Below are 26714 nucleotides of genomic sequence, written 5' to 3' on the forward strand. Positions count from 1 at the left end.
GTACGCGCCGGCTTTGGTTACATGGCGCGCCACCTCACACCCAGGAACGGCAGCTCTCATGGATATCCGCCTCGGCCTCACTTTCGACGACGTCCTCCTGTATCCGGGGGAATCGGACGTGCTGCCAAGCCAGGCCGATACCCGCACGCAGGTGACGCGCGGCATCGCGCTCAACATCCCGATCCTCTCGTCGGCGATGGACACCGTCACCGAAGCGGACATGGCGATCGTCATGGCGCAGCTCGGCGGCATCGGCGTGCTCCACCGCAACCTGACGGTCGAGGAACAGGTCGTCGCGGTGCGCCAGGTCAAGCGGTTCGAATCCGGGATGGTAGTCAACCCGATCACGATCAAGCCGACCGCGACTCTCGGCGAGGCGCAGGCGCTCATGTCGGGCCACCGGATCAGCGGCATCCCCGTGGTGGAAGCGGACGGTAAGCTCGTCGGCATCCTCACCAACCGCGACGTGCGCTTTGCGGGCAACCCACAGCAGCCGGTTAGCGAGCTGATGACGCACGAGAACCTCGCCACCGTCTCGACCGAAGTCGGCAAGGAAGAAGCACGCCGCCTGCTCCACGCGCGTCGCATCGAGAAGCTGCTGGTGGTCGACGCACAGTATCGCTGCGTCGGGCTGATCACCGTCAAGGACATCGAGAAGGCGGTGATGTTCCCCGATGCGACCAAGGACGAGGCGGGCCGCCTCCGCGTGGCGGCGGCGACGACGGTCGGCGACAAGGGCTTCGACCGGACCGAACAGTTGGTCGATGCCGGCTGCGACCTGATCGTGATCGACACCGCGCACGGCCACAACCGCGACGTCGGCCGCGCGGTCGAGCGCGTGAAGAAGTTGTCGAACTCGGTCCAGGTCGTCGCGGGCAACGTCGCGACCGGCGAGGCGACGCGCGCGCTCATCGGCGCGGGCGCGGACGGGATCAAGGTCGGCATCGGGCCGGGCTCGATCTGCACGACACGCGTCGTCGCAGGCGTCGGCGTGCCGCAGCTGACCGCGGTGATGGATTGCGCCGAGGTGGGCCACAAAGCTGGCGTGCCGGTGATCGCCGATGGCGGCATCCGCACGTCGGGCGACATGGCCAAGGCGCTGGCCGCCGGCGCGTCGACCGTCATGATCGGCTCGCTGCTTGCCGGGACCGACGAGGCACCGGGCGAGACCTTCCTGTACCAGGGGCGTGCGTACAAGTCGTATCGCGGCATGGGCTCGGTCGGCGCGATGGGCCGCGGGTCTGCGGATCGCTATTTCCAGGGCGATATCAAGGATCAGCTGAAGCTCGTGCCCGAGGGCATTGAGGGTCAGGTCGCGTATAAGGGCCCGGCGAAGGACGTGATCCATCAGCTCGTCGGCGGGATCAAGGCGGCGATGGGGTATACCGGCTCGGCGACGATTTCGGATCTTCAGGCACGCGCGGAGTTCGTGCAGATCACCGGCGCGGGGCTCATGGAGAGCCATGTCCACGACGTCACGATCACGCGGGAAGCGCCGAACTACCCGACTCGGTAAGGGGGGGCGGTCGGTGATGGCCGAGCGGATTGCGTATCGGCCACCCAACCACTGCCGTCATTCCCGCGAAGGCGGGAATCCATACTGGCTGGGCTCGCGATAGAGCTGCAAACCCCAGAGGGTATGGATCCCCGCCTGCGCGGGGATGACGATGGAAGGTGTGAGGTTCCGAGATTTTCAGGCTCTAAACCTCTTAGGACCAGCGAGTCCCCGCTAGCCCTTCCGTCATCCCGGCGAACGCCGGGACCCATGGACACGGCGTACCCGGCGATAGCGTGCAATCATAACCCGGACCGCAACCATGGGTCCCGGCATCCGCCGGGATGACGAGTAGGGTGAGGGACGGCATTCCCCCGAAATTATTCCCCGCCCGCCGCCTATAGACGCTAGGGGAGGGGATGATGACGAACACCCCGTACCAAGCCTCCTCCGACCAGTCCCCAACCGCGGGAGGCCGCAAGTGACGCCTCCCGCACGCACCCAGGCCGCGATCGAACTCCTCGACCAGATCATCGCCGCCGCGCGCGAGTCCGGCGCCGCCGCCGACACGCTGATCGCGCGCTATTTCCAGACCCGCCGCTACGCCGGCTCGAAGGATCGCCGCGCGGTCCGCGAGCTCGTCTATGCCGCGATCCGCAAGGCCGGCGACCGCCCCGAAACCGGGCGCGCCGCGATGCTGCTCGTCGCCGACGCCGACCCCGACCTTTCCGCCACCTTCGACGGATCGACGCACGCCCCCGCAGCGATCGGCAAGGACGAACCCCGCGCCCGCGCCGGTGTCGCGCCGCAGTGGCTCAGCAAGGCGCTGCGCGCGTCAGGCCTGGACGGCGCCGCGCTGACCGATCTCGCCGGCCGCGCCACGCTCGACCTGCGCGTCAACACGCTGACCTCGGACCGCGAAACCATACTCGCCGCACTGCCCGAGGCCGAAGCCACGCCGCATGCCCCCGACGGCATCCGCCTGCCCACCGGCACCAATGTCGAGGCACTGCCGCTCTTCAACGAAGGCGCGCTCGAGGTGCAGGACGAGGGCAGCCAGATCGTCGGCCTCGCGATGCAGGCCAAGCCCGGCGAGCGGATCGTCGATCTGTGCGCGGGCGCCGGCGGCAAGACGCTCGCACTCGCCGCGACGATGGCGAATCAGGGCGTGATCCTCGCCTGCGACACCGATCGCAACCGTCTCTCGCGCCTCGCTCCCCGCGCGACCCGCGCAGGCGCGACGATCGTCGAGAGCCGCCTGCTCAACCCGACGCGCGAGATCGAGGCACTGAGCGAATGGGCCGGCCGCGCCGACGGCGTGCTGGTCGATGCACCCTGTTCGGGCACCGGCACATGGCGCCGCAATCCCGAAGCACGCTGGCGGCTCACGCCCGACCGCGTCTCGCGGCTGCAATCGACTCAGCAACAGGTGCTCTCGGTCGCCGCTACACTCGTCAAGCCCGGTGGCGCCTTGGTCTACATCGTCTGCTCGCTGCTCGACGCGGAGGGCACCGACCAGGTGACGTGGTTCCTGAACGCCCATCCCGGCTGGACCACCGAGCCCGTTTCGCTCCCCGCCGGCGCTAAGCACGGTCACGGCGTCCGTCTCGAACCCGGCCGCGACGGCACCGACGGCTTTTTTGTCGCGCGCCTTCGGGCTGCGTGCTAGCCAGCCGATCAATGACCCGCCTGGAGACGATCATGCGTTTTTCGTCCGTTGCCCTTGCCGCCACGCTGACCATCGTGTGCGTGTCGACCTCGCTCAGCGGGCAGCGTCCCGACGCGCAGATCGACGCGCGCTCGATGCAGCTTCTGGCACAGGGCCGTTCGCTCGTGTCGGCGGGCAATTTCGACGGCGCCACCGACGTGCTGGAGACCTCGGTCGCAGTCGATCCGCGCAACCGCGCCGCGTTCCTGCTGCTCGCGCGCGTCGCCGAGACGCGCGACCTGCCGGGCAAGGCGATCCGTCTGTACCGCGAAGCGCTGCTGCTCGAACCGAACGACGTCGCAGCTTTGAAGGGGCAGGGCGAGGCGCTCGTCGCCAAGGGCGCCGTGGTCCGCGCGAAGGACAATCTCGTGAAGATCCGGACGCTCTGCAAGGGTGCCTGTCCGGAGGCGACTCAGCTTGCTGCGGTCATCGCCAAGGGGCCGCCGATCGCGACCGCGCAGGTCGAGAAGACGCCGACCGCCGCCAAGGACTGAGGGGCCGGGAGCCCACCCCCATTCAACCACCCCGGCGGAGGCCGGGGTCCAAATGGGGGAACGGAGCTAATCGTGGTCGGCGCCAGATTACTGCGACCTTGCCGATTGGCCCCCGGCCTCCGCCGGAGTTGAACGCTATAGCACCGTAAACTAGAGCTCTGGTCAGGAGGTGGTTGGCGAACCAACCGCCTTGGCCAACGCGATAAAATCCGCGACCGACAGCGTCTCCGCCCGCCGCGTGGCGTCAACCCCGATCCGCTCGAGCGCATCCAGCGCTCCCGGCACGCCCTTCAGGCTCTGCCGCAGCATCTTGCGGCGCTGGCCAAATGCCGCGCCCGTCAGCCGTTCCAGCACCGCAAAGTTCACCGCCTCGGGCGCCTCGATCGGCGTCAGGTGCACCACCGCCGACATCACCTTAGGCGGCGGCGTAAACGCAGACCTATGCACCGGCATCGCGATCCGCGCAGTCGAGCGCCACTGCGCCAGCACCGCCAACCGCCCGTAATGATCGTCGTTGGTCTTTGCGACGATCCGTTCGGCGACTTCCTTCTGGAACATCAGCGTGCACGACTGCCACCATGGCAGCCAGGACGTCGACAACCATCCGACCAGAAGCGCGGTGCCGATATTGTACGGCAGGTTCGAAACGATGTGCGGCTTACCCTCGAACAGCGCCGGCGCATCGACCTGCATCGCGTCGTCCTCGATCACGCGCAGCTTGCCCGGATACGCCTCGCCAAGCTCGGCCAGCGCCGGGATACACCGCCGGTCACGCTCGATCGCCGTCACCCGCGCACCCGCCGCCAACAGCGCACGTGTCAGGCCACCAGGACCAGGCCCTACTTCGAGCACTTCGGCATCCTGGAGATCGCCGGGCACCGCCGCGATCCGTTTAAGCAACTGCCCGTCGAACAGGAAGTTCTGCCCGAGAGCCTTGCTCGCGTTCAGTCCATAGCGCGCGATCACCTCGCGCAGCGGCGGGAGTTCGGTCACGATTGGGCAGCGGTCTGAGCGCGCCGGTCCGCCGCTTCGCCCGCCATCGCGATCGCCGCGATCATCGCGCCCGGCTCTGCGAGATTCTTGCCAGCGATCGCGAACGCGGTGCCATGATCGGGCGACGTGCGCACGATCGGCAGGCCCAGCGTCATGTTCACGCCCTCGTCGAAATGGATCGTTTTCAAAGGTACCAATGCCTGATCGTGATAACAGCACATCACGACATCATACGTGGCGCGCGCCCGCGGATGGAACATCGTATCGGCAGCAAACGGCCCGGACGCATCGATGCTTTCCTCGCGAAGAATGGCGATTGCCGGCGCGATGATCTCGATCTCCTCACGCCCAAGCGCACCCTGTTCGCCGGCATGCGGATTGAACCCGGCAAAAGCGAGCCGCGGGTTCTGGATCCCGAAATTCTTCAACAACCCGCGCGCCGTCGCGCGCGCCTTGGCGACGATCAGGTCGACCGTCAGCAGCGCGGAAACGTCCTTCAACGGCACGTGCGTCGTGATCGGCACGACCTTCAGCGACGGTCCGGCGAGCATCATCACCGCATTGTCGCCCGCCACGCCGTAGCGTTCGGCAACGAACTCGGTCTGCCCCGGATGGCTGAACCCGATCGCATAGAGCTGTGACTTGGACACCGGCCCCGTCACGAGCGCGCGCGCGGCGCCAGTGCGAACGAGACCGACGGCAAGCTCGAGCGAATGCAGCGCACAGCGGGCACCGTCCGCATCGGGCTCACCCGGTACGATCGCGCCGGCGTCACCAACGGTCAGCACCGGCAACGCATCGCCAAACACTGCCGCCGCCGCGCCTAGATCGGCGATCCGCGCGATCGGCCCGCTCCACACCCGCTCGATCGCCCGCGCATCGCCCACCGCGACGAATGGCGGCAGGCGATGCGCCTCGCGCGCATCCCATGCCTTCGCAATGATCTCGGGCCCGATCCCGGCAGGATCGCCCATCGACACCGCGAGCGGCGGGATGCGCGTCATGCTGCGATCACCGATATTCGACCACGGCATCGCGCCGCAGATCGCGCAGCTTCTGCTGGGCGCGCAGATTGACGCGCTGCTGCTCGAGCTGCCCCTGGATCTGCTCGGAGTTGGGCACCGAACCGCCAGCCGCCTCGTCGCGTCCGCACAGCACCAGCGCGCGCACACCCTGTTCCGCGGACCCGAATGGCGGGCTCGACTCGCCGACCTGCAGCTTCAGCATCACTTCCTGGAGCTGCGGCGGGAGGTCGCGGATCCGGACCGTATCGTTATCGACCACGTCCGCGCCAATCCCTGCCGCGACCTTCTCGACCGTACCGCAGCCACGCAACTCCTGCGTGGCCTTGGCGAATGCCTGCGCGCGCGCGCTGGCCTGCGCCTGATTGGTATTCGGCGGGAAACGCAACGTCAGCTGCTTCAGGCTGAGTTTCGCATCGCGCGGATCGGCGGTCAGCACCTGGCGCTTGTCGGTCAGATACAGGATCGAATAGCCACCCGATACTTCGATCGGTCCGGCAACCTGGCCCACCTGCATCGTGGTCGCTGCCTCGGACAATGGCCCCGGCAGCGTCGCCGCACGGATCCAGCCAAGGTCGCCGCCGACCGCACGGGTCGAGGCCTCGGAGAACTGGCGCGCATAATATTCGAACGGCTGCGCGCCCTTCTGGATTTCCTGCAGGATCTGCTTGGCGTTCGCATAGACCTGCTGGCTGTTCGCCGGGGTCGCCGCGAGATAGATTTCCTTGAGGTTGAACTCGTCGGTGCCCTTGGCGGCCTGGAGACGGTCGATGATCGACTTCACTTCCTCGTCGCCGACGTTGACGAACGGCTCGACGCGGCGACGCAGATAGCGCTGCCAGGCGAGCTCGCCTTCGATCTGACGCTTGAGCGACCGCTCCGACGACCCGGAGTCGCGCAGGAATGCACGCATCGCGACCGGCGTCCGGTTGAAGCGCTTCGACACCGCGTCATAGCTCTGATTCAACTCCGCCGGCGTGATCGTGATGTCCGCCGCCTTGGCTTCCTGGATCTGGAGTGTCTCGTCGATCAGCTGGCGCAGTACCTGGAGCTTGAGCCGCTCACGGTCCTCAGCCGACAGCTTCGCCTCGTTCGCCATCGCCACGAGCGAGACGCGCTGATCGACGTCCGTGCCGGTGATGACCGTATCGTTGACGATCGCGGTCGGCTTGCGGACGTTGGGATCGACCTTGCCGAAGATCTGCAGATTGGTCGGGATGTCGAGGCCGGTATTGTCCGGCACGCTGCGGTCCTGAACCGTCTGGCCCGGCGCCGATGGTGCGGGGGCGGGCGCGGACTGCACCGGCGCAGGTCGCGGTGCGGGTCTGCGTTGGGCACCCTTGGGTGGCACGGCCTGCGCGATCGCGCTTGCCGCCAGCGCGGCCAGAACAACCGAACCGATCACACGGCCGCCACGCGCCGCCAGTCGAACATCATGCTTCAAGTGTCGGTATCCCATCATCGCATGTCGTAATCCGCACCGTCATTGCCATGACGACGCATATCCGGCGCGGTTTGCCTCAAAGTAGCTGAACGCGGGCTTAGCGGCCGAGGTTGGTGAAGGCCAGCGTCAACAGGAAGCTGTTGCCCTTCCGCGCGTCGCCCGTGTCGTTGTACGTCCGCCGCCAGGTCCCGCCGAGCCGTAGACAATCGTCCTCATACTGGACGCCCAGCCGGTGGCGGATCGGCGTGAAGCCGTCGCTGCGCGACAGCGGATCTTCCGATGCGTTGGTCAGATCGACCACGCCCGAGCCAAACGCCGACCAGAACCGCGCGAACTGCACGCGGCCGGCGACGCGGACCTCCTCGCGGTCGCGCAGATCCTCGATCGAGGCATCGATGTTGCGGTTCAGCTTCAGATACCCGACCAGCACATAGGTCGCGCGCGAGCCGATCGTCGCGTCGACCTCGTTCCGCCGGATCGCGAAGCCATCCTTGTCGAGACGGTAGCGGTGGACGATCGAGACGAAGTCGCGGAACCGAAGCTCGCTGCGCCCGACGATATCAGAGAACCGGTCGCTGAGGCCCGTGCCGTCGGGCAGGATCGTCGGCCGCAGATCGAGACGGTAGCTCTGGCCAACATTGGTCGTGAAGGTGATGCCCGGCAGGTCGAGCGCCCATTCGCCACCATAGGTGACGCGCGACGAATCCTCGAACCGGTCATAGCCCGCGAACCGGTTCAGCGAGAACAGGTTGGTGTCATCGAGATCGACGGCGCGCGAGTCCTCGTTCGGCAGTGAGAGGTTGGCGACCTTGGGTGCGGCGACGAACTGCACCTGCGGCGTAAAGCGTTGCGTACCCCCCAGGAACGTGCCGATGAACGGCCATTTCACGTCCACCGCCGCCGCACCGATGGCGCGCTGGCGGAAGCCGCCGAACCCGCGATAGGTGGGGTTGATCGTCGAATCGATTTCGTTGCTATTGTACAGGTCGCCCCGCGCGAAGGCGGTGAACGTCACCTCCTGGCCCCAGTTGGTCAGGCGACGCAGGTCCCATTGGAGGCTTGCGAACGCCCGCTGCGTGTCCTGGCCGTCGGTACGGGTCAGCGCGAGCGTGTTCAGCTGCAACTGGAACCGACCGCCGACAAGGCCGTCGTCGAACCGCTTGCGGTAATCGATCTCGGGCAGCGCGATCGGCTGCTCCCCCTGCCGGTCGTTGACGCGCAAGGTCTGGGCATACCAGCCGCTCAGCGAGAAATAGCTGCTGTCGTCGATCCGCTCCAGGCTCGCCGTCGTGCGCAACCGGTCGTCGCGCGAGATATCGTAGCGACGCAGGAACGTCCGGTCGGTCGTCAGGCGCAGCGAACCGCTCGCGGTCCAGTTCGGGGTCAACTGGTATCGCGCCATGCCGTCGATATAGCCGCGAAACGCCATGCTGGTATCGGTCGGGGTGGCGGTCGTGAGATCGTCGCTGCGTCGGCTCTCGGTCGCATAGGCGCGAATCTTGAACGCACCCTTGGAATTGAGCGCGGAATAATCGACCTGCGCCATCGGCAGCACGCTGCTGTAGATATGCGGCGTGATGACCAGCCCCTGGTTCGGGGCAAGTTTCCAGTAATAGGGAACGCTGACTTCGACGCCGTTCACGCGACTATAGCCACCGTTCGGCGAGAGCAGGCCGCTGTCGCTGCCGCCACCGACCGGGTTCGAGAATTCGGGGAGCGGCAGGCTCGGCAGGCCGAACAGGTGAAGCCGGGCGCCCTTGTAGAAGATGCGCTTTCGCTCGGGGCGATAGGTGACGCGGACCGCAGTGATCTTCCACGTCGGTTCCTTCGGGCAACCGGCGGTGTTGGTGACGCTGCATGGCGTGTAGGCGGCGGTCTTGAGGTTGACCGTGCCATCGGCATCGCGCGTGCCCTGCTGCGCGGCAAGGCGGCCGCCCTGTTCGAGCACGACGAGCATGTTGTCGACCACGCCGTCCTTCAGCGAATCGGTCAGGTTGATCTCGTCGCCGTACGCGATGTCGCCTTCGGGGTTGGTGACCGCGATGTTGCCGGTCGCGACGACCTTGCCGGTCTTGCGGTCCCACACGACCTTGTCGGCGCGCAGGCGGCTGCCTTGGCGGAACATGCGGACTTCACCGGTCGCTGTGACGATGTCGGTGTTGGTGTTATATTCGAGCGTCGTCGAGCTGAACTGCACCTGGTCGTCGGCGGGCGTCGTTGTCGACGCATTGGCGACCGGTGGGTCCTGCACCGGCGGCGCGACCGGGCGGTTCTGGAAATCCTGGGCATGCACGGGTGAGGTCGCCAGTCCGCACGCCAGCGCGAGCGAAACGGCACAACCCGTCAAAAGGTCGATACGCAACACGATCCGAACCAACCCCTTTGGCACTGGGCAGCCGTTTGCCGCCATATCGCCCGCCTATCGCATCACCGGGGCTTCGCTGCAATCGCATCCCGCAATCGCATCCCAGCGTGTCGCTGCAATCATCGGGCGTTGACGGGCCGCACCTTGCTTTGCCGGACGCGCGTCATCAACTTATGGCGTACGCACATCCGTTCAAAAGCTTCCCGAGGTTTCTCCATGCAGATCGTCTTCGCCCCGACCGTTCCCGCCAACGCGTCCATCCTCGCCGTCCCCGTCGCGAAGGACGGCGTGGCGAAGATCAAGTGGAGCGCGATCGGCGGCGATGTCGAAGCGGTGGCGACGAGCGCAGCGACTGCCGCGCGCTTCGCGGGCGAGGCGGGATCGGTCGTCGAGCTGTTCGTGCCGGTCGACGGCGCGGTTCGCCAGGTTCTGCTCGTCGGGGTCGGCGCTGGTGAGACCGGCGACTGGGAGAAGGCCGGCGGTGCGATCACCGCACGCCTGCTGACCTCGGGCGCGACGTCGGTCGCCGCCGATCTCTCGGCCGGCGCCACGCCGACCGCGAAGACCGCTGCGCACTTCGCCGCCGCCGCAGTCCAGCGCGCATGGCGCTACGACACATACCGCACCAAGCTCGCCGAGACGTCGAAGCCGACGCTGACGGAGATCACCATCGCCGGCGCGCCGGACGGCACCGATGCGGCCTGGCACGAGGTGGCCGCGGTCACCGGCGGTCTCGACCTGACGCGCTGGCTGGTTACGTCGCCGCCGAACGTCGTCTACCCCGAGAGCTTCGTCGAGAAGGTGACGAAGGAGGTCGAAGGGCTCGGGCTCGAGATCACCGTGCTCGACGAGGCGCAGATGACCGAACTCGGCATGGGCTCGCTGCTCGGCGTCAGCCAGGGTTCGCGGCGTGAGGCGCGCATTCTCGCGCTCAAGTGGAACGGGGCAGGGGACGATGCGCCGACGCTCGCATTCGTCGGCAAGGGCGTGACGTTCGATTCGGGCGGCATCTCGATCAAGCCCGGCGCGGGCATGGAAGACATGAAGTGGGACATGGGCGGTGCCGGCGCGGTCGCGGGCGCGATGAAGGCGATCGCCTCGCGGAAGGCCAAGGCCAACGTCGTCGGCGTGATGGGTCTGGTCGAGAACATGCCCGACGGTGCCGCGTTGCGTCCGAGCGACGTCATCACGTCGATGTCCGGCCAGACGATCGAGGTGCTCAACACCGACGCCGAGGGGCGGCTCGTGCTGTGCGATTGCGTCACCTGGGTGCAGCAGGCGTACAAGCCGACGACGATCGTCGATCTCGCCACCCTGACCGGCGCGATGATCGTCGCGCTCGGCACCGAGAATGGCGGCATTTTCGCCAATGACGATGCGCTGGCCGACCAGCTGATCGCGGCGGGCAAGGCCACCGGCGACACGCTCTGGCGTTTCCCGCTGTCGCCCGCCTACGACAAGCTGATCGACTCGCCGATCGCCGACATGAAGAACGTCGGCCCACGCGGCGCCGGTTCGATCACCGCGGCGCAGTTCATCAAGCGCTTCGTCGACGAGGGCGTGAAGTGGGCGCATCTCGACATCGCCGGCATGGTCTGGTCCGAAAAGCCGGGGACGAACCACGACAAGGGCGCGACCGGCTACGGTGTGCGCCTGCTCGACCAGTTCGTCGCTGACAATTTCGAGGGCTGAGCCTGCAAATAATCCTCCCCCGCCAGGGGGAGGTGGCGCGGCTCAGCCGTGACGGAGGGGGAGGATACGAAACGTCTGGTTCGTGTCCTCCCCCTCCGTCAGCCTTTGGCTGCCACCTCCCCCTGGCGGGGGAGGAATGATAGGGGGCATCCATGCAGGTCGATTTCTACCACCTCACCAGCCCTCTCGACCGCGTCCTCCCGCGGATCGCCGAGCGCATCGTGGCAACCGGCGGTCGCCTGCTGATCGTGGCCGAACCGCAGGAGCAGCGCGTCGCCCTCGATCGTCTGCTCTGGTCCTACGCGCCCGAGAGCTTCCTCCCCCACGCCCAGGCGGGCAGCGCCGACGACGCGGCCCAACCCGTTCTCATTGCAGACGACATAACCGAAGCCGCGCCCGCCAATGCGGCCCGTAACGTCGCAGTGGTTGACGGGCGTTGGCGCGATCATGTCCTGACCTTCGACCGCGCCTTCCATATCTTCGACGATGAAGCGATCCGCGAAGCGCGGCTGGCGTGGAAGGCGCTCGCCGATCGCGACGGGGTAGAACGCCGCTACTGGAAGCAGAACGACTCAGGCCGTTGGGAACAGGCAGCGTAGGCGGAACGTCCCGCGCAGGTTGCTTTAGGACCGATCCGCGCCTAAGCGCCGCGCATCCTATTACCGTCAACACAGGAGCCCGTGACCATCATGGCCGCGAACCGTACCTTTTCGATCATCAAGCCCGACGCAACCCGCCGCAACCTGACCGGTGCGGTCACCAAGATGCTCGAGGAAGCCGGCTTGCGCGTCGTCGCTTCGAAGCGCATCCAGATGACCCGCGAGCAGGCCGAAGGCTTCTACGCGGTCCACAAGGAGCGTCCGTTCTTCGGCGAACTCGTGTCGTTCATGATCTCGGGCCCGGTCGTGGTCCAGGTTCTTGAAGGCGAGAACGCGATGCAGCGTAACCGCGACATCATGGGCGCCACCAACCCCGCCAACGCAGACGCCGGCACGATCCGCAAGGAACTCGCCGAGTCGATCGAAGCGAATTCGGTACATGGGTCGGATTCGGACGAGAATGCCGAGATCGAGATCGCGTACTTCTTCAAGCCCGAAGAGATCGTCGGCTAATGACCTGGCGGATGCGGCGGGCTGGGCCGGGCGATGCGCCCGCGCTGTCACTCGTCGCATTCGCCACGTTTCTCGAGACCTACGCGACCGTGCTGACCGGGGCCGACATCGTCGCCCACTGCACGACGAAGAACAGCATCGCCACGTTCGACGCGTGGCTCGATGATCCCGCGACGATCGTCACGATCGCGGAGTATGAGCCCGGCCATGCGCCGATCGGCTACACGGTGCTCACCGCGCCGGACTTTCCGATTCCGATCGGCCCAGGCGATATCGAACTCCGTCGCATCTATCTGATGAATGAGGCGCAGGGCACCGGCCTTGGCGCCGCGCTGATGACGCAAGCACTTGAGGATGCCGCTGACGCTGGCCGCAATCGCGTCCTGCTGGGCGTGTGGGAGGGTAACATGCGCGCGCGGGCCTTCTACGACCGCCACGGGTACGCAGTAATCGGCGCGCGGCAGTTCACGGTCGGGACGACGCTCCACGAAGACCCGGTCTACGCGCGGTCCGTTTGAGCGGGTCAGACAAGCAGTGAATTGAAACTGCTACCACCCCGGCGAAGGCCGGGGCCCAGTTGGCAAGGCTGTCGTAACAGCGCGACGTACTCCGTTAGCGGCGTTTCCCAACTGGGCCCCGGCCTCCGCCGGGGTGATGCAACTGGGAGAATACGACGGCTCAAACCGCCGGCTTCTCCCGCGCCCAGATCGCATCGAGCTTCGCCTGGTCGCCACCACGCTGGCGAACGCGCAAACCCTCCAGCTTCAGCGCACGGCCGCGCAGCATCCGGCCCTCGGTCTTCCAGATCACGTCGTAGATCCCGCTCGCCGACCGAGTCGTGTCACCATCGAAATACCGCACGCTGACCAGCACCGGCAACCGCCCCGCACGGTCATCCGAACCGCCATCCGTCAGCTTCAGCAACGGTGCCGAAAACCACGACCCCTCGATGACCGGCTCCGCCGGCGGCCGCTGTGCCGAGACGCCGAGCGCGCGGGGGAAGGTGATCGTCACATCCTGAAGATCGTGCCGCGCATCCTTGAGCAACAGCGTGTCGCCGCCATCCTGCACGATCGCCGACAGGTCGATCCGAGAGCGTTCGCGCACAGCGCTCGACTGCGCCGCGATCTTGTCGGCCTCGTCGGCTCGGTGTTCGGACCAGTTCGTCCACAGCGTCAGCGCGGCGATCAGCACGCCCGCGACCGCGACGACCTCGGCCAGCGTCACCCAGCGGCGGCGGGTAGCAGCGGCTTCGCGGCGTTCGTTCGGACTCTCGGTGCTCATCGTCCGCCGGCTTCCAGCAGGCGGGCAGGGGCGGCGAGTTCCCAACTGCGGGCGATCCGGTCCTCGACCAGCGCCCAGTCGGGATCGCCGGCGAGCGTCATGCCGACCCACCCGCTCGAGGCGAGATAGGCGGGGCTCGAATAGACGGCGGGGTTCGCCTCGATCAGCATCGCCTGTTCGTCGCTGCCACCGGTCTTCACGCACACCAACGTCAACCCATCGCCGTGATAATCGGCGCGAAACTGCGCGAACTGCTTGCCCGCAACGAAGAAGGTCGGCTGGCCGTGCGACACGGTCTCCTCGGTCTCGGGCAGGGCGAGCGCGGCTGCACGCACGCGGTCGAGGGGGGACATATCGGTCATCGCGTCACGAACTCCGCCAAAGTCTTCGGGTACAAGGCATGTTCGGCTGCCAGCACGCGCTCTGCAAGCACGTCAGCGTCGTCGCCGGCAAGGATCGGGACCTCGGTCTGCCCGAGCACGACGCCACCATCCAGTTCCTCGGTCACGACGTGTACCGAACATCCCCCGACGGCATCGCCCGCCGCGATAGCCCGGCCATGCGTATCGAGCCCCTTATACTCGGGCAGCAGCGACGGATGGATATTGACGATCCGGTCCCGCCACGCCGCAACGAAGCCGTCGGACAACAACCGCATATAGCCCGCCAGCGCGATCACCTCCACGCCCCCTTCTCGCAGCGCCGCATCGATCGCCGCCTCATAGGCAGGCTTGCCCAGACCCTTGGGCGAGAGCGCGAACGTCGCCAGCCCCTGCGACCGCGCCCATCCGAGCCCGGCCGCATCCGGCTTATCCGAGGCGACTAGCGCGATCGCGTAGGGACAGTCGGCCGCGCGCGACGCTTCGACCAGCGCCATCATGTTCGATCCGCGCCCCGAGATGAGCACGCCAACGCGCGTTTTCTCAGCCATGCGTCGCAGTCCAGTCGGCGCGCGCGCTCCACGTGCCGGCCGAGCCACGCACGGTGCAGCCGTGTGCGCCGGTCTCGATCTGCCCAATCGTGAACACCGTCTCGTCGGCGGCTTCGAGCGCGGCGGTCACCGCCTCGGCCTCGTCGGCGCTGACGATCACGACCATGCCGATCCCGCAGTTGAACGTGCGCGCCATTTCCTCCGGCTCGATCGCGCCCTGCGCCTGCAGGAACGCCATCAGTCGTGACTGCTCCCACGCATCCGCATCGACCACCGCATGCACGCCCTCGGGCAGCACGCGCGGGATGTTCTCGAGCAGGCCGCCACCGGTGATGTGCGCGAGGCCCCTGATTCGCCGATCGCGCAGCAATGGCAGCAGGCTGGCGACATAAATGCGAGTCGGCGCCATCAGGTGATCGATCAACAACCGGTCCTGGTCGAACAACGCCGGGCGATCGAGCTTCCATTTCCGGTCGGTCGCCAGCCGGCGAACCAGCGAGAAGCCGTTCGAATGCACCCCCGACGAGGCGAGCCCGAGCATGACGTCGCCCGCCGCGATCTCGCGCCCGGTCAGGACGTTGGTCCGCTCGACCGCGCCGACGCAGAAGCCCGCCAGATCATAGTCGCCGTCCGCATACATGCCCGGCATCTCGGCGGTCTCGCCACCGATCAGCGCGCAACCGGCGGTCTTGCAGCCCTCGGCGATCGAGGCGACGACGCGCTCGGCGACCGCCGCATCGAGCTTGCCGCTCGCATAATAATCGAGGAAAAACAGGGGCTCGGCACCCTGCACGATGAGATCGTTGACGCACATCGCGACCAGGTCGACGCCGACGCCCTCATGCCGGTCCCATTCGATCGCGAGCTTCAGCTTGGTGCCGACACCGTCGTTCGCCGCGACCAGCAACGGATCGACGAACCCCGCCGCCTTCAGGTCGAACATGCCGCCGAACCCGCCGAGATCGGCGTCCGCGCCCGGCCGCCGCGTCGCACGCGCGAGCGGCGCGATCGCGCGCACCAGTGCGTTGCCCGCGGCGATCGAAACGCCCGCTTGAGCGTAGGTGTAGGAGCCTGCATTCGGGGCGGCGGAGTCTGGCGTATCGGTCATGATCGGTGCTGCTAGCCACATCGCGCTTGGATTTCCACGTCTGCTTCGCCAAAAGGCCCGCGTGACGCGTATCAATGCCCTTACCACCGCCCTTGCCGGCGCCGCCCTGCTGCTTGGCGGTGGAGCCGTGCTCGCACAGATCGAGGGCGGCAGCCGAGGCGCAGCCCCGGTCGACAGCGGCAGCGCCTACGAAGTGAGCGGCGTCACCGTCGATGTAGCCGGCAAGACCGCCGACGCCGCGCGCTATGCCGGATGGCGGCTCGCCCAGCGAAAAGCGTGGGTGCAATTGTCGAACCGCTTGGGCGGCGGCGGTGGCCTCGTCTCCGATGGCACGCTCGATTCGCTCGTGTCCGGGATCGTCGTCGAGAACGAGCAGATCGGCCCACAGCGCTATATCGCGAAACTCGGCGTGTTGTTCGATCGCACCCGCGCCGGATCGATCCTCGGCATCTCGACCTACGCCGATCGTTCGCAACCGATGCTGGTCATCCCGATCCAGTGGTCGGGCGGCGTCGGCCAGGCGTTCGAGCAAAGCACGCAGTGGCAGCAGGCCTGGGCGCGCTATCGCACGGGCAACAGCAGCATCGATTATGTCCGGCCGTCGGGCTCCGGTCCCGACGCGCTCCTGCTCAACGTCGGCCAGACGCAGCGCCCCGGGCGCGGCTGGTGGCGGACGATCCTCGACCAATATGGCGCGAGCGACGTGCTGATGCCCGTCGTGAAGCTCTATCGCCAATGGCCGGGCGGTCCCGTGATCGGCGTGTTCGAAGCGCGTCACGGCCCCGACAACGAACTGATCGGCCGCTTCACGCTGCGCGTCGGGACGCCAGACGGCATCGCGCAACTGCTCGACACCGGCGTCAAGCGGATCGACGACCTGTATCAGCAGGCGCGGCGCAACGGGTCGCTGCGCGTCGACTACAGCCTGTCGCCACCGCCGGCCCCCGAAGCAGCGGCGATAGACGACCTGCCGACGGACGAGACCGCGGACGCCAATACCGCGGTGCTGACCGGCGGTGAGGGGATTTCGGTCATCGTCCAGTTCGACACGCCGGCCGCGACCGCGGTATCCTCGACCGAGGCCGCGCTGCGCGCGATACCCGGAGTCCGCTCGGCGGCGACGACCAGCCTCGCGCTCGGCGGCGTCTCGCTGATGCGCGTCGCCTATGACGGCGATCCGGCCGCGCTGAAATCCGCGCTCGAGGCGCGCGGCTATCAGGTCTTCGGCTCCGGCCAGACGATCCGGATTCGCCGGGTTTCCCAACTTCTTCCGCCGGATCTTCCCGCGGATACCGTGACGACAGGGTGAGCGCGACCAAGATGACTCAAATCGCGCTGCCACTCGGTTGGCCGGCGGACCCTCGCGACGACGCCTTCCTGGTTACCCCCTCCAATTCGCGGGCCGTCCACACGCTGGAGCATACCGCGACGTGGCCTGTCATGACCGCCATCCTCACCGGCCCGCGCAAATCGGGCCGCAGCCTGCTCGCACGCATCTTCGCGGCGAAGAGCGGCGGCACGATCATCGACGATGCCGAGCGCGTACCCGAGACGCAGTTGTTCCACGCCTGGAACCGCGCGCAGGAGGAGCATCGGCCGCTCCTGATCGTCGCCGATGCGGCGCCGCCCGAATGGAAGGTGAAGCTCCCGGACCTCCGCTCGCGTCTTGCCGCCAGCCCGATCGCGGCGATCGGTGCGCCCGACGACGAACTCATGCGGCTGCTGCTCGCGCATCTGTTCGAACGGCGGAGCCTCGATGCGCGACCCGATCTGATCGACTGGCTCGCCACCCGAATTGAGCGTAGTCATATTACCGTAACGCGAACCGTCGATGCGCTCGATCAGGAGGCGATGGAACGCCGCAAGCGCTTGTCCATTCCTCTTGCACGAACGACCCTCACCGAGGCCGGGCTGATCCTGCGGCCACAGCTTGCCCTGGATCTGCCGCTCTTTACGTCACCATAAGACCCCAAGAGGACCGATGAACCGTCCAGCGCATATCGTCCGCCAAGCGGAAGACGACGACGATCCCATCGGCGCAGAGCCGAACGACCGGTTCTTCAACCGCGAGCTCTCCTGGCTGGCGTTCAACCGTCGCGTGCTGGAGGAAGCGTGCAACCCAGCGCACCCGCTGCTCGAGCGGCTTCGCTTCCTGTCGATCTCAGGCTCGAACCTCGACGAGTTCTTCATGGTCCGCGTTGCCGGGCTGAAGGGCCAGCAGACGCAGGACGTCGATCGCCGCTCTGCGGACGGGCTCACCGCAGGCCAGCAGCTGACCGCGATCGTCCGGGAGGCCGATGCGCTGATGGCGAGCCAGCAGGCGGTATGGGGCGACCTGCGCGTGCTGCTCGACGAGGCCGGGCTGTTCGTGCTGCGCCGCGAGGCGATCGAAGGCGAGGCCGACGAGTGGCTCGAAACGCACTTCCGCGATCAGATCTTCCCGATCCTGACGCCGCAGGCACTCGACCCGGCACATCCGTTCCCGTTCATCCCGAACCGCGGCCTGTCGGTCATCTTCGATCTCGTCCGAATTTCGGATAACGAGCCGGTGCGCGAGCTGGTGATGCTGCCGCACACGATGACGCGGTTCGTCCGCCTGCCTGGCGAGCCGGCGCGCTACATCGCGATCGAGACGCTGCTCAAGCGCTTCGCCCCAGTCCTGTTCCCGGGCTACGAGGTGCTCGCTGCGGCGAGCTTCCGCGTCCTGCGCGACAGCGACATGGAGATCGAGGAGGAGGCGGAAGACCTCGTCCGCTACTTCGCCAATGCGATCAAGCGCAGGCGCCGCGGCCGCGTGATCCGTCTGGAACTCGAGACCGGAATCCCCGACGTGCTCGCGGCCGTTCTCAAGGACGAACTCGGCGGCGCTGATGCGATCATCACCGAAAGCGGCAACCTGCTCGGCATCGTCGATCTCGACGGTCTGGTCGACGAGGATCGTCCCGACCTCAAGTTTCCGCCCTTCACGCCGCGCTTTCCCGAGCGGATCCGCGAATTCGGCGGCGATTGCTTTGCCGCGATCAAGGCCAAGGACATCGTCGTCCACCATCCGTACGAGACGTTCGAGGTGGTGCTCGCCTTCCTGAAACAGGCGGCGAACGACCCCGATGTCGTCGCGATCAAGCAGACGCTCTACCGCGCCGGCAAGCAGCCTGCGGTCATCAACGCGCTGATCACCGCGGCCGAAGCCGGCAAGTCGGTGACTGCGGTCGTCGAGCTGAAGGCACGGTTCGACGAGGAGCAGAACATGGTCTGGGCCTCAGCGCTGGAACGCGCGGGCGTGCAGGTGGTGTACGGTTTCATCGACTGGAAGACGCACGCCAAGGTGTCGCTGGTCGTCCGCCGCGAAGGGTCTGCGTTCCGCACCTACTGCCATTTCGGCACGGGCAATTATCACCCGGTCACCGCCAAGATCTATACCGACCTCAGCTTCTTCACCGCCGACGCGGCGGTGGGGCGTGATGCGGCGCAGATGTTCAACTACATCACCGGTTATGTCGAACCGACCGACATGGCGCGAGTCAGCCTCTCGCCGCGCGACCTGCGCCAGAATCTCATGAACCTGATCGACGTCGAGATCGCCAATGCGCGCGCAGGGAAGCCGGCCGGCGTGTGGGCGAAGATGAACTCGCTGGTCGACCCCGCGGTGATCGAGAAGCTGTACGAGGCGAGCGGGGCTGGGGTCGAGATCGACCTGATCATCCGCGGCATCTGCTGCCTCCGCCCAGGCGTACCGGGCTTGTCCGAGACGATCCGCGTCAAGTCGGTGATCGGACGCTTCCTCGAGCACAGCCGGATCTGGGCGTTCGGCAATGGCAAGGCGCTGCCCAATGACGGCGCCAAGCTGTTCATCTCGTCGGCCGACTGGATGCCGCGCAACTTCGATCGTCGCGTCGAATACATGTTGCCGATCCTCAACCCGACCGTCCACGACCAGATCCTCGATCAGGTGATGGTCGCGAACCTGATCGACAACGAGCAGAGCTGGGAACTGCAACCCGATGGCGAGTATAATCGCGTCGATCCCGGCGACCGCCCCTTCAACCTGCATCGGTATTTCATGACCAATCCGTCGCTTTCCGGCCGTGGTGCCTCGCTCGCGACCAGCAATGCCGTGCCGACCTTGTCGCTCCGTCGAAAACGATGAGCGTCGCACACCGCCTGTTCGGCAACGCGCCGCCCAAGGCCGAGACCGATGATCACCCGCGCACGGGGATCATCGACATCGGCTCGAACTCGATCCGCCTGGTTGTGTATCAGGGGCCGCCGCGACTGCCCGCGATCCGGTTCAATGAGAAGGTTCTGGCCGGGTTAGGGCGCGGGCTTGCCGCTACCGGCTCGATCGAGAAATCCGCGTTGAAGACGGCACGGGTCGCCTTGGCGCGGTTCGCTGCCGTCGCCCGCGAGATGGAATGCTCGACACTCCGCACGGTCGCGACGGCGGCGGTACGCGATGCGAAGAACGGCGGCGAACTTATTGCGACCGCAGAACAACTCGGTCTCAAGGTCGAGACGTTGTCTGGCGAGCAGGAGGCCAGCGCGGCGGGGTACGGCGTGCTCTCGGCGATCCCCGATGCGGACGGCATCGTCGGCGATCTCGGCGGCGGCAGTTTAGAACTCGTTCGCGTTCGCCACGGCAAGATCGAGGATCGCGTCTCGTTTCCGCTCGGCGTGCTGCGCATCGGTCCGATCCGCGCTAAACGTGGCAAGGTCCTTGAACGGCTCGTCGCCCGCCTGATCCGCCAAGCGGGCTGGACGGCGCGCGGGCAGGGGCTTCCGTTGTATCTCGTCGGCGGATCGTGGCGGGCGCTGGCGCGTCTCGACATGGAACTGTCGGACTATCCGCTGCCGATCATCCATCAATATACGATGACCGCCGCGACGATCACGCGTCTCAGCCGCACGATCCCGCAGCTTTCAAAGCCGCGGCTGAAGGCCACTCCCGGACTGTCATCAGGCCGTTCGGCAACGCTTGCCGACGCCGCGGCCCTGCTGGGCGTGCTCATGCGGCAACTCGGCAGCCGGACGACGATCGTCTCCGCCTACGGCCTGCGTGAGGGGCTGCTCTACGAAGACCTGAAGCGCGCGGACCGCACGCTCGATCCGCTGATCGTCGCCGCGCGCGAGGAAGGTCGGCTGCTCGGGCGTTTTCCCGAGCATGGTGATCTCCTCGATCGCTGGATCGCACCGCTGTTCGTCGGCGAACCCGCCGCGATGGCGCGGATACGGCACACCGCCTGCCTGCTCGCCGATGTCGGCTGGCGCGCCAATCCGGAGTTCCGCGCCGAACGCGGGGTCGAGGTCGCGCTGCACGGCAACTGGGTCGCGATCGACGCGCCCGGCCGGGGCATGCTCGCACAGGCGCTCTATGCAAGCCTTGGCGGCGATCTCGCGGCGGCCGACCCAGTCGGCCGGCTGGCGTCACCCGCGGCGATAAAAAGCGCTACGGTGTGGGGACTTGCGATGCGACTCGGTCAGCGGATGAGCGGTGGGCTCGCCGGCCCGCTCCAACGGTCGCGGCTGACCGATGACGGCCTCACGCTGACGCTGACCCTGCTTCCCGAGGACAAGGGGTTGTACGGCGAGGCGGTCGAACGTCGCCATAACGCGCTAGCCACCGCGCTCGGCCGCAAGGCGCTGCTGACGATCGCGTAACCGTCGCTCCCTCGAATCCTCCCCCGCCAGGGGGAGGTGGCAGGCTTCAGCCTGACGGAGGGGGCGGAAAGGGAAACGCCCGTTCCGTGTCCCCTTCGTCGCCTTCGGCGCCACCCCCCCTGGCGGAGGAGGGTCTAAAGGCTCGGCCTCAGGCGCAGGTGAAGCGTTCGATCCGCCCCTTCGCATCGACATAGACGTTCAGCCGATCGACGCGGAAATCCTTCGTCGTCGCGGTGTTCGGCGCAATCCAGCGCAGCGTCCGTGCACCCGACCGCGTCTGCATCACGTCCGCCCGCGCATCGCTCGCGCGCTTGCCGACCAGATCGCCCAGCGAATCCGCATTGCACGCGGATTCGGTCGGGGCTGCGACGGGGGCCGCAGCGGGAGTCTCGCCACGCATCTCGACCGGCGTGCACGCCGCGGACGCCAGCAGGGCGGCAACCAGAACGATCTTCATGCGGCATCCTCCGTACGCGTCATCTTGAGCTTTCCGCCGATCACCGCAAACGCCAGTCGACCTTCCACCAGATCGAGCGCGTCGCGGCCAAACTGATCGAACCGCCAACCCTCGAGCATCGGCAACCCAGTCCGCACGCCAGCGGCAAGCGCCTCGAGCTCGTCGGTCCGCGCGAGCAATTTCGACGCGACATCAATATCTCGCGAGCGGATCTTCAGCAGCAGCTTGAGGAGATCCGCGACCAGCGAGCCCTCCTTGCCGAGCCCAGGCTTGCGATCGTCGCGCGGCGGGAGTTCGTCCTCGCCGAGCGGTTGCGCGCCCTCGATCGCCGCCATCAGCCGGCCGCCGATGTCGTTCCCGGCCCAGCTCGCCGACAGACCGCGCACTCGCGCCAAATCCGCCTGCTTCTTGGGCGGATGGCCCGCCATGTCGCCGAGCGTCTCGTCCTTGACGATCCGGCCGCGCGGCAGGTCCTTCGCCTGCGCCTCGAGTTCGCGCCACCGCGCGAGAGCCTTGAGTCGTCCGAGCACCTCGGGCTTGCGCCCTGAAATCCGGACTCGCTTCCACGCCAGATCGGGATCGTTTGCGTAATTGGCGGTATCGCCAAGCCGCTCCATCTCTTGATCGAGCCATACGCCGCGCCCCGTCTTGCGCAGTCGCTCGAGCATCTTGGGGAAGATCTTCGACAGATGCGTCACGTCGCCGATCGCGTACTCGATCTGCCGCGCATCGAGCGGCCGGCGCGCCCAGTCGGTGAAGCGCGCGCCCTTGTCGACGGCGATGCCGAGCCAACTGTCGACCAGGTTCGAATAGCCGATCTGTTCGCCCTGGCCGAGCGCCATCGCCGCGACCTGCGTGTCGAACAGCGGGAAGGGCGTCTTGCCCGTGAGGTTGTAGACGATCTCGATATCCTGACCGCCGGCATGGACGACCTTCAGCACGTCGTGATTCTCGACGAGCAGGTCGAGCAGCGGCTTCAGGTCGATGCCCGGCGCCATCGGGTCGATCGCCGCAGCTTCCTTGTCGTCGGCGATCTGGATCAGGCAGAGCTCCGGGTAATAGGTGCTCTCGCGCATGAATTCGGTGTCGACGCACACATAGTCGGCGTCGGCCATGCGCGCGCACAGATTGGCGAGCGTGGCACTGTCGGAGATAAGCGGGTGGATATGCATGACGTTTCCATAGCGAGGGTAGTCCGGGTTGACAAAGGCGGGTGAGGAAGGGAAGCGCCAGACACCTGTTTATCGTCCGAGAAGACCCATCATGCACGCCTATCGCACCCATAACTGCGCCGCCCTCCGTCCCGAACAGGTCGGCGAGGAGGTCCGCGTATCGGGCTGGGTCCACAAGAAGCGCGATCACGGCGACCTGGTCTTCATCGATCTGCGCGATCATTACGGCATCACGCAGATCGTCACCGACGTGTCGGGCCCCGTCTTCAAGGTCATCGAGGGCCTGAAGAGCGAGAGCGTCGTCACGATAACCGGCAAGGTGACCGCACGCGCACCCGAGGCGGTGAACCCGAACCTGCCGACCGGCGGCATCGAGGTCCGCGCGACCGCCGCGACCGTCCAGTCGATGGCGGGCGAACTGCCGATGCCCGTCGCGGGCGAGGCCGAGTACCCCGAGGATATCCGCCTGCGCTATCGCTATCTCGACCTGCGTCGCGAGCGGCTCCACGCCAACATCATGCTCCGCAGCCAGGTCATTACCTCGCTGCGCAACCGCATGAACGGGCAGGGATTCACCGAATTCCAGACGCCGATCCTGACCGCGTCGAGCCCCGAGGGCGCGCGCGATTATCTCGTCCCCAGCCGGGTCCATCCGGGCAAGTTCTACGCGCTCCCGCAGGCGCCGCAGATGTTCAAGCAGCTGCTGATGGTGGCCGGCTTCGACCGCTATTTCCAGATCGCACCCTGCTTCCGCGACGAGGACGCACGCGCCGACCGTTCGCCGGGCGAGTTCTACCAGCTCGATTTCGAGATGAGCTTCGTCACGCAGGACGACGTGTTCAACGCGATCGAGCCCGTCCTGCACGGCGTGTTCGAGGAGTTCGCCGACTGGCAGGGCAAGGGTAGGCAGGTCTCCGCGCTACCGTTCAAGCGCATCCCCTACCGCGAATCGATGCTGAAATATGGCAGCGACAAGCCCGATCTGCGCAACCCGATCCTGATCCACGACGTCGGCCATCACTTCGTCGATTCGGGCTTCGGCCTGTTCGCCGGGATCGTCGCCGGCGGTGACGTGGTCCGCGCGATCCCCGCGCCGAACACCGCCGAGAAGAGCCGCAAGTTCTTCACCGACATGAACGACTGGGCGCGCGCCGAAGGTCATGCCGGGCTCGGCTACATCACGCAGAAGAATGGCGAGTTGGGTGGTCCGATCGCCAAGAACCACGGCGAGGAAGCGACCCGGAAACTGATCGCCGAGATGGGTCTTGGCCCCAACGACGGCATCTTCTTCGCCGCCGGCAAGGAACTCGCCGCCGCCAAGCTCGCCGGTGCCGCCCGCGCGCGGATCGGTGCCGACCTCGGCATGATCGACGAGAACCGCTTCGAATTCTGCTGGATCGTCGACTTCCCGATGTTTGAATATGACGAGGACGCCAAGAAGGTCGACTTCAGCCACAACCCGTTCTCGATGCCGCAGGGCGAGATGGACGCGCTGGAAAACAAGGATCCGCTCGATATCCTCGCCTATCAGTACGACATCGTCTGCAACGGCGTCGAACTGTCGTCGGGCGCGATCCGGAACCACCGTCCCGAGATCATGTACAAGGCGTTCGAGATCGCGGGCTACACGCAGGCCGATGTCGACACGAACTTTGCTGGCATGATCAACGCGTTCAAGGTCGGCGCGCCGCCGCACGGCGGGTCGGCGCCGGGGATCGACCGGATGGTCATGCTGCTCGCGGGCGAGCCGAACATCCGCGAGGTCGTGCTATTCCCGATGAACCAGAAGGCCGAGGACCTGATGATGGGCGCGCCGAGCCCGGTCAGCGCCAAGCAGTTGAAGGAACTCAACATCCGCCTGACCGTCGATGGCCCGAAGGATCCGGCCAAGGTGGTCGCACCCAACGCCGGGTAATGGCCTAAACCCTCTCCCCGGCGGGGAGAGGGAAAGCGCGCAAAGCGAGCGAGGGTGAGGGCACGTTCAGTCATGGACCGCGTGCCCTCATTCTCCCACCTGCAAGCGCGGCCGAGCCCCTCCCTCTCCCCCGAGGAGAGAGGGTTTAGAGTTGGGTACCGCACCGCTTTCGACTGGGTCTCGATCGGCGCGGTCCCGGCCTCATCATGACCGTAGCGGAAATCCTGCTCTCGATCGGCTATTATTGGTTCGTCTTGCGTCGTCGCGGCCCTTGGAACGTTCATACCCCACGAGCGACGGAGAGAAATGCATGACGATCCATCTGGCCGATTACGAAAGCGGCGACGCCTACGACGGCAAGTACAAGCGCGACCTTGCAAAACTGCAGGAGCGCCTGGAGCACATCCAGGTCGCGCACATCGTCGGGGGCACGCGCGCGATCGTCATGTTCGAGGGCTGGGACGCTGCGGGCAAGGGCGGCATCATCCAGCGCCTGTCCGCTGAGTGGGATCCCCGCAACTACAAGGTTTGGCCGATCGCCGCGCCGACCGCGGACGAGAAGGCGCACCATTTCCTCTGGCGCTTCTGGAACCGCCTGCCGGCCAACGGCAATATCGCGGTATTCGATCGCAGCTGGTACGGCCGGGTCCTGGTCGAGCGCGTCGAAGGGTTCGCCAGCGAAACCCAATGGCGCCACGCCTATGAAGAGATCAACGCGTTCGAGGCGCAGCAGGTCGAGAGCGGCACGACGCTGATCAAGCTGTTCGTCCATACCACGCAGAAGGAGCAGGACCGTCGCCTCGAGGCGCGGCTCGACGATCCGTGGAAGCACTGGAAGACCGGGCTCGACGATTACCACAATCGGTCGAAGCGCGGCGACTATCTGGAGGCGATGGTGGAGATGTTCGCGCGCACCGATACCGCGACCGCACCGTGGACCGTGATCGACGGCAACGACAAAAAGGCGGCCCGGATCGCAGCGCTGACGCTGATCGCGGACCGCCTCGAAGCGAGCGTATCGATGGTCCCGCCAGCGCTAGACCCTAAGGTCAAGCGTGTGGCGGAAAAGGCGTTGGGCCTTCGCTGACCCGTTAGGCTTTTGCGGCGTTGGCCTCTGTTGCCTCAGCCTGGATGAACTCGTCATCCGAGTTGAGCAGCAGCATCTGGCCCTTGTCGATGCCGAAATACGCACCGCGAAGCGCCAGCGTGCCGGCGGACTCGGCCCGTCTGACGAACGGGAAGGTGCGCAGGTTGGCGATCGAGGTGCGGACGGACTCGAGTTCCATCTCGCGACCGGCCTCGTCGCTGTCACCATATTTGGCGATGACCTTCTCGCGCGCGCCGTCGAGCAGGCTGACCCAGTCGGACACGAAGCCGCCGGCACCATGGTCCGCGTCGGCAAATGCCTGGGTCAGCGCGGCCTTGCAGCCACCGCACTTCTCGTGGCCCATCACGACGATCTCTTCGACCTTCAGCTGGGTTACGGCGAACTCGATCGCCGCCGACACGCCGTGATGGCCGCCACCGGTCTCGTAGGGCGGCACCAGATTGGCGACGTTGCGGACGACGAACACTTCGCCGGGCAGCGTGTCGAAGATCTGCGCGGGTTCGACGCGGCTGTCCGAACAGGCGATGATCATCACCTTCGGGCTCTGACCTTCCTGCAGCTCCTTCCAGCGCTCGCGCTGCTGCTCCCAGGGGCCATCCTTGAAGCGGTGATAGCCTTCGATCATTTCCGGAAAGTGAGTGGGCACGGTTAGCCTTTCATGGACGGTTGCATTGCAACATGACAAACTTGTCATGTTCCAACTGGTTCCCGGGGAAGTTTTTATCCTCGGCGAACGGTGATTCCAAGCCGACGACGCGA

The 26714-nt window shown here is 66.5% G+C and carries 24 protein-coding genes; 13 read left to right on the forward strand and 11 right to left on the reverse strand.

What is annotated here, in order from left to right:
* Nucleotides 1–58: 58 nt before the first annotated feature.
* From guaB to HMP09_RS03380, 3 genes are all read left to right on the forward strand, one after another.
* Complete coding sequence (gene guaB, locus HMP09_RS03370; protein WP_176499185.1) at nt 59–1516, forward strand: IMP dehydrogenase; 1458 nt, start codon at nt 59–61, stop codon at nt 1514–1516.
* A gap of 460 nt (nt 1517–1976) precedes the next feature.
* A complete protein-coding gene (locus tag HMP09_RS03375; protein WP_176499186.1) occupies nt 1977–3164 on the forward strand; it encodes an RsmB/NOP family class I SAM-dependent RNA methyltransferase in 1188 nt (395 codons plus the stop codon).
* A gap of 32 nt (nt 3165–3196) precedes the next feature.
* The gene (locus HMP09_RS03380) at nt 3197–3697 is read left to right on the forward strand and encodes a tetratricopeptide repeat protein (protein WP_176499187.1); all 501 of its coding nucleotides are present in this window, start codon (nt 3197–3199) and stop codon (nt 3695–3697) included.
* Between the two features lie 162 nt (nt 3698–3859).
* On the opposite strand, the gene rsmA is transcribed toward HMP09_RS03380, so the two are convergent.
* From rsmA to HMP09_RS03400, 4 genes are all read right to left on the reverse strand, one after another.
* Nucleotides 3860–4690: a 16S rRNA (adenine(1518)-N(6)/adenine(1519)-N(6))-dimethyltransferase RsmA gene (gene rsmA, locus HMP09_RS03385; protein ID WP_176499188.1), complete on the reverse strand. Its 831-nt coding sequence runs from the start codon at nt 4688–4690 to the stop codon at nt 3860–3862.
* On the reverse strand, nt 4687–5724 hold the full coding sequence (gene pdxA, locus HMP09_RS03390; protein ID WP_176499189.1) for a 4-hydroxythreonine-4-phosphate dehydrogenase PdxA: 1038 nt from the start codon (nt 5722–5724) through the stop codon (nt 4687–4689). Before pdxA ends, rsmA begins: the two co-directional genes overlap by 4 nt.
* Nucleotides 5702–7174 carry a peptidylprolyl isomerase gene (locus HMP09_RS03395; protein ID WP_443026436.1) on the reverse strand — a complete coding sequence of 491 codons (1473 nt, stop codon included), beginning with the start codon at nt 7172–7174 and terminating at the stop codon, nt 5702–5704. The genes pdxA and HMP09_RS03395 overlap by 23 nt, the downstream gene beginning before the upstream one ends.
* Before the next feature lie 79 nt (nt 7175–7253).
* Nucleotides 7254–9521: an LPS-assembly protein LptD gene (locus tag HMP09_RS03400; RefSeq protein WP_443026437.1), complete on the reverse strand. Its 2268-nt coding sequence runs from the start codon at nt 9519–9521 to the stop codon at nt 7254–7256.
* Between the two features lie 216 nt (nt 9522–9737).
* Here HMP09_RS03400 and HMP09_RS03405 point away from each other — a divergent pair, with 216 nt between their 5' ends.
* The 4 genes from HMP09_RS03405 to HMP09_RS03420 all read left to right on the forward strand — a co-directional run bounded on the left by HMP09_RS03405 (nt 9738) and on the right by HMP09_RS03420 (nt 12843).
* Nucleotides 9738–11213, forward strand: coding sequence for a leucyl aminopeptidase (locus tag HMP09_RS03405; protein WP_176499191.1), 1476 nt, complete (start codon nt 9738–9740; stop codon nt 11211–11213).
* Between the two features lie 152 nt (nt 11214–11365).
* Nucleotides 11366–11812, forward strand: a complete 447-nt coding sequence (locus HMP09_RS03410; protein ID WP_176499192.1) for a DNA polymerase III subunit chi — start codon at nt 11366–11368, stop codon at nt 11810–11812.
* A 90-nt stretch (nt 11813–11902) separates the two neighbouring features.
* Nucleotides 11903–12325 carry a nucleoside-diphosphate kinase gene (ndk, locus tag HMP09_RS03415; RefSeq protein ID WP_056058698.1) on the forward strand — a complete coding sequence of 141 codons (423 nt, stop codon included), beginning with the start codon at nt 11903–11905 and terminating at the stop codon, nt 12323–12325.
* Nucleotides 12325–12843, forward strand: coding sequence for a GNAT family N-acetyltransferase (locus tag HMP09_RS03420; RefSeq protein ID WP_176499193.1), 519 nt, complete (start codon nt 12325–12327; stop codon nt 12841–12843). The genes ndk and HMP09_RS03420 overlap by 1 nt, the downstream gene beginning before the upstream one ends.
* Nucleotides 12844–13003: 160 nt before the next feature.
* Here the strand turns inward: HMP09_RS03420 and HMP09_RS03425 are convergent, their stop codons facing one another.
* The 4 genes from HMP09_RS03425 to purM are packed head-to-tail and all read right to left on the reverse strand — an operon-like array spanning nt 13004 to nt 15648.
* A complete protein-coding gene (locus HMP09_RS03425) occupies nt 13004–13609 on the reverse strand; it encodes a hypothetical protein (RefSeq protein WP_176499194.1) in 606 nt (201 codons plus the stop codon).
* The gene (locus tag HMP09_RS03430) at nt 13606–13971 is read right to left on the reverse strand and encodes an MmcQ/YjbR family DNA-binding protein (RefSeq protein WP_232090622.1); all 366 of its coding nucleotides are present in this window, start codon (nt 13969–13971) and stop codon (nt 13606–13608) included. Before HMP09_RS03430 ends, HMP09_RS03425 begins: the two co-directional genes overlap by 4 nt.
* Nucleotides 13968–14540: a phosphoribosylglycinamide formyltransferase gene (gene purN / locus HMP09_RS03435; protein ID WP_176499195.1), complete on the reverse strand. Its 573-nt coding sequence runs from the start codon at nt 14538–14540 to the stop codon at nt 13968–13970. The genes HMP09_RS03430 and purN overlap by 4 nt, the downstream gene beginning before the upstream one ends.
* Nucleotides 14533–15648, reverse strand: a complete 1116-nt coding sequence (gene purM / locus HMP09_RS03440) for a phosphoribosylformylglycinamidine cyclo-ligase (RefSeq protein ID WP_176499196.1) — start codon at nt 15646–15648, stop codon at nt 14533–14535. The genes purN and purM overlap by 8 nt, the downstream gene beginning before the upstream one ends.
* Here purM and HMP09_RS03445 point away from each other — a divergent pair.
* From HMP09_RS03445 to HMP09_RS03460, 4 genes are read left to right on the forward strand one after another with little or no spacing between them, the layout of a single operon-like run.
* Nucleotides 15647–16957, forward strand: coding sequence for a heavy-metal-associated domain-containing protein (locus HMP09_RS03445; RefSeq protein WP_443026438.1), 1311 nt, complete (start codon nt 15647–15649; stop codon nt 16955–16957). The genes purM and HMP09_RS03445 overlap by 2 nt on opposite strands.
* 11 nt (nt 16958–16968) lie before the next feature.
* Nucleotides 16969–17613, forward strand: a complete 645-nt coding sequence (locus HMP09_RS03450; protein WP_176499198.1) for an HdaA/DnaA family protein — start codon at nt 16969–16971, stop codon at nt 17611–17613.
* A 16-nt stretch (nt 17614–17629) separates the two neighbouring features.
* Nucleotides 17630–19795: an RNA degradosome polyphosphate kinase gene (locus HMP09_RS03455; RefSeq protein WP_176499199.1), complete on the forward strand. Its 2166-nt coding sequence runs from the start codon at nt 17630–17632 to the stop codon at nt 19793–19795.
* The gene (locus tag HMP09_RS03460) at nt 19792–21303 is read left to right on the forward strand and encodes a Ppx/GppA family phosphatase (RefSeq protein ID WP_176499200.1); all 1512 of its coding nucleotides are present in this window, start codon (nt 19792–19794) and stop codon (nt 21301–21303) included. The genes HMP09_RS03455 and HMP09_RS03460 overlap by 4 nt, the downstream gene beginning before the upstream one ends.
* A gap of 148 nt (nt 21304–21451) precedes the next feature.
* Here HMP09_RS03460 and HMP09_RS03465 read toward each other — a convergent pair whose 3' ends face one another.
* Nucleotides 21452–21760, reverse strand: coding sequence for an I78 family peptidase inhibitor (locus tag HMP09_RS03465; protein ID WP_176499201.1), 309 nt, complete (start codon nt 21758–21760; stop codon nt 21452–21454).
* Complete coding sequence (rnd, locus tag HMP09_RS03470) at nt 21757–22932, reverse strand: ribonuclease D (protein WP_176499202.1); 1176 nt, start codon at nt 22930–22932, stop codon at nt 21757–21759. The genes HMP09_RS03465 and rnd overlap by 4 nt, the downstream gene beginning before the upstream one ends.
* A gap of 91 nt (nt 22933–23023) precedes the next feature.
* On the opposite strand from rnd, the gene aspS reads away from it, so the two are divergent.
* Both aspS and HMP09_RS03480 read left to right on the forward strand, forming a co-directional pair.
* A complete protein-coding gene (gene aspS, locus HMP09_RS03475) occupies nt 23024–24847 on the forward strand; it encodes an aspartate--tRNA ligase (protein WP_176499203.1) in 1824 nt (607 codons plus the stop codon).
* A 310-nt stretch (nt 24848–25157) separates the two neighbouring features.
* The gene (locus HMP09_RS03480) at nt 25158–25934 is read left to right on the forward strand and encodes a polyphosphate kinase 2 family protein (protein WP_176499204.1); all 777 of its coding nucleotides are present in this window, start codon (nt 25158–25160) and stop codon (nt 25932–25934) included.
* Between the two features lie 4 nt (nt 25935–25938).
* On the opposite strand, the gene HMP09_RS03485 is transcribed toward HMP09_RS03480, so the two are convergent.
* The gene (locus tag HMP09_RS03485) at nt 25939–26580 is read right to left on the reverse strand and encodes a carbonic anhydrase (protein WP_232090837.1); all 642 of its coding nucleotides are present in this window, start codon (nt 26578–26580) and stop codon (nt 25939–25941) included.
* Nucleotides 26581–26714: the final 134 nt, after the last annotated feature.

The organism is Sphingomonas sp. HMP9 (assembly GCF_013374115.1).
Taxonomy (GTDB): domain Bacteria; phylum Pseudomonadota; class Alphaproteobacteria; order Sphingomonadales; family Sphingomonadaceae; genus Sphingomonas.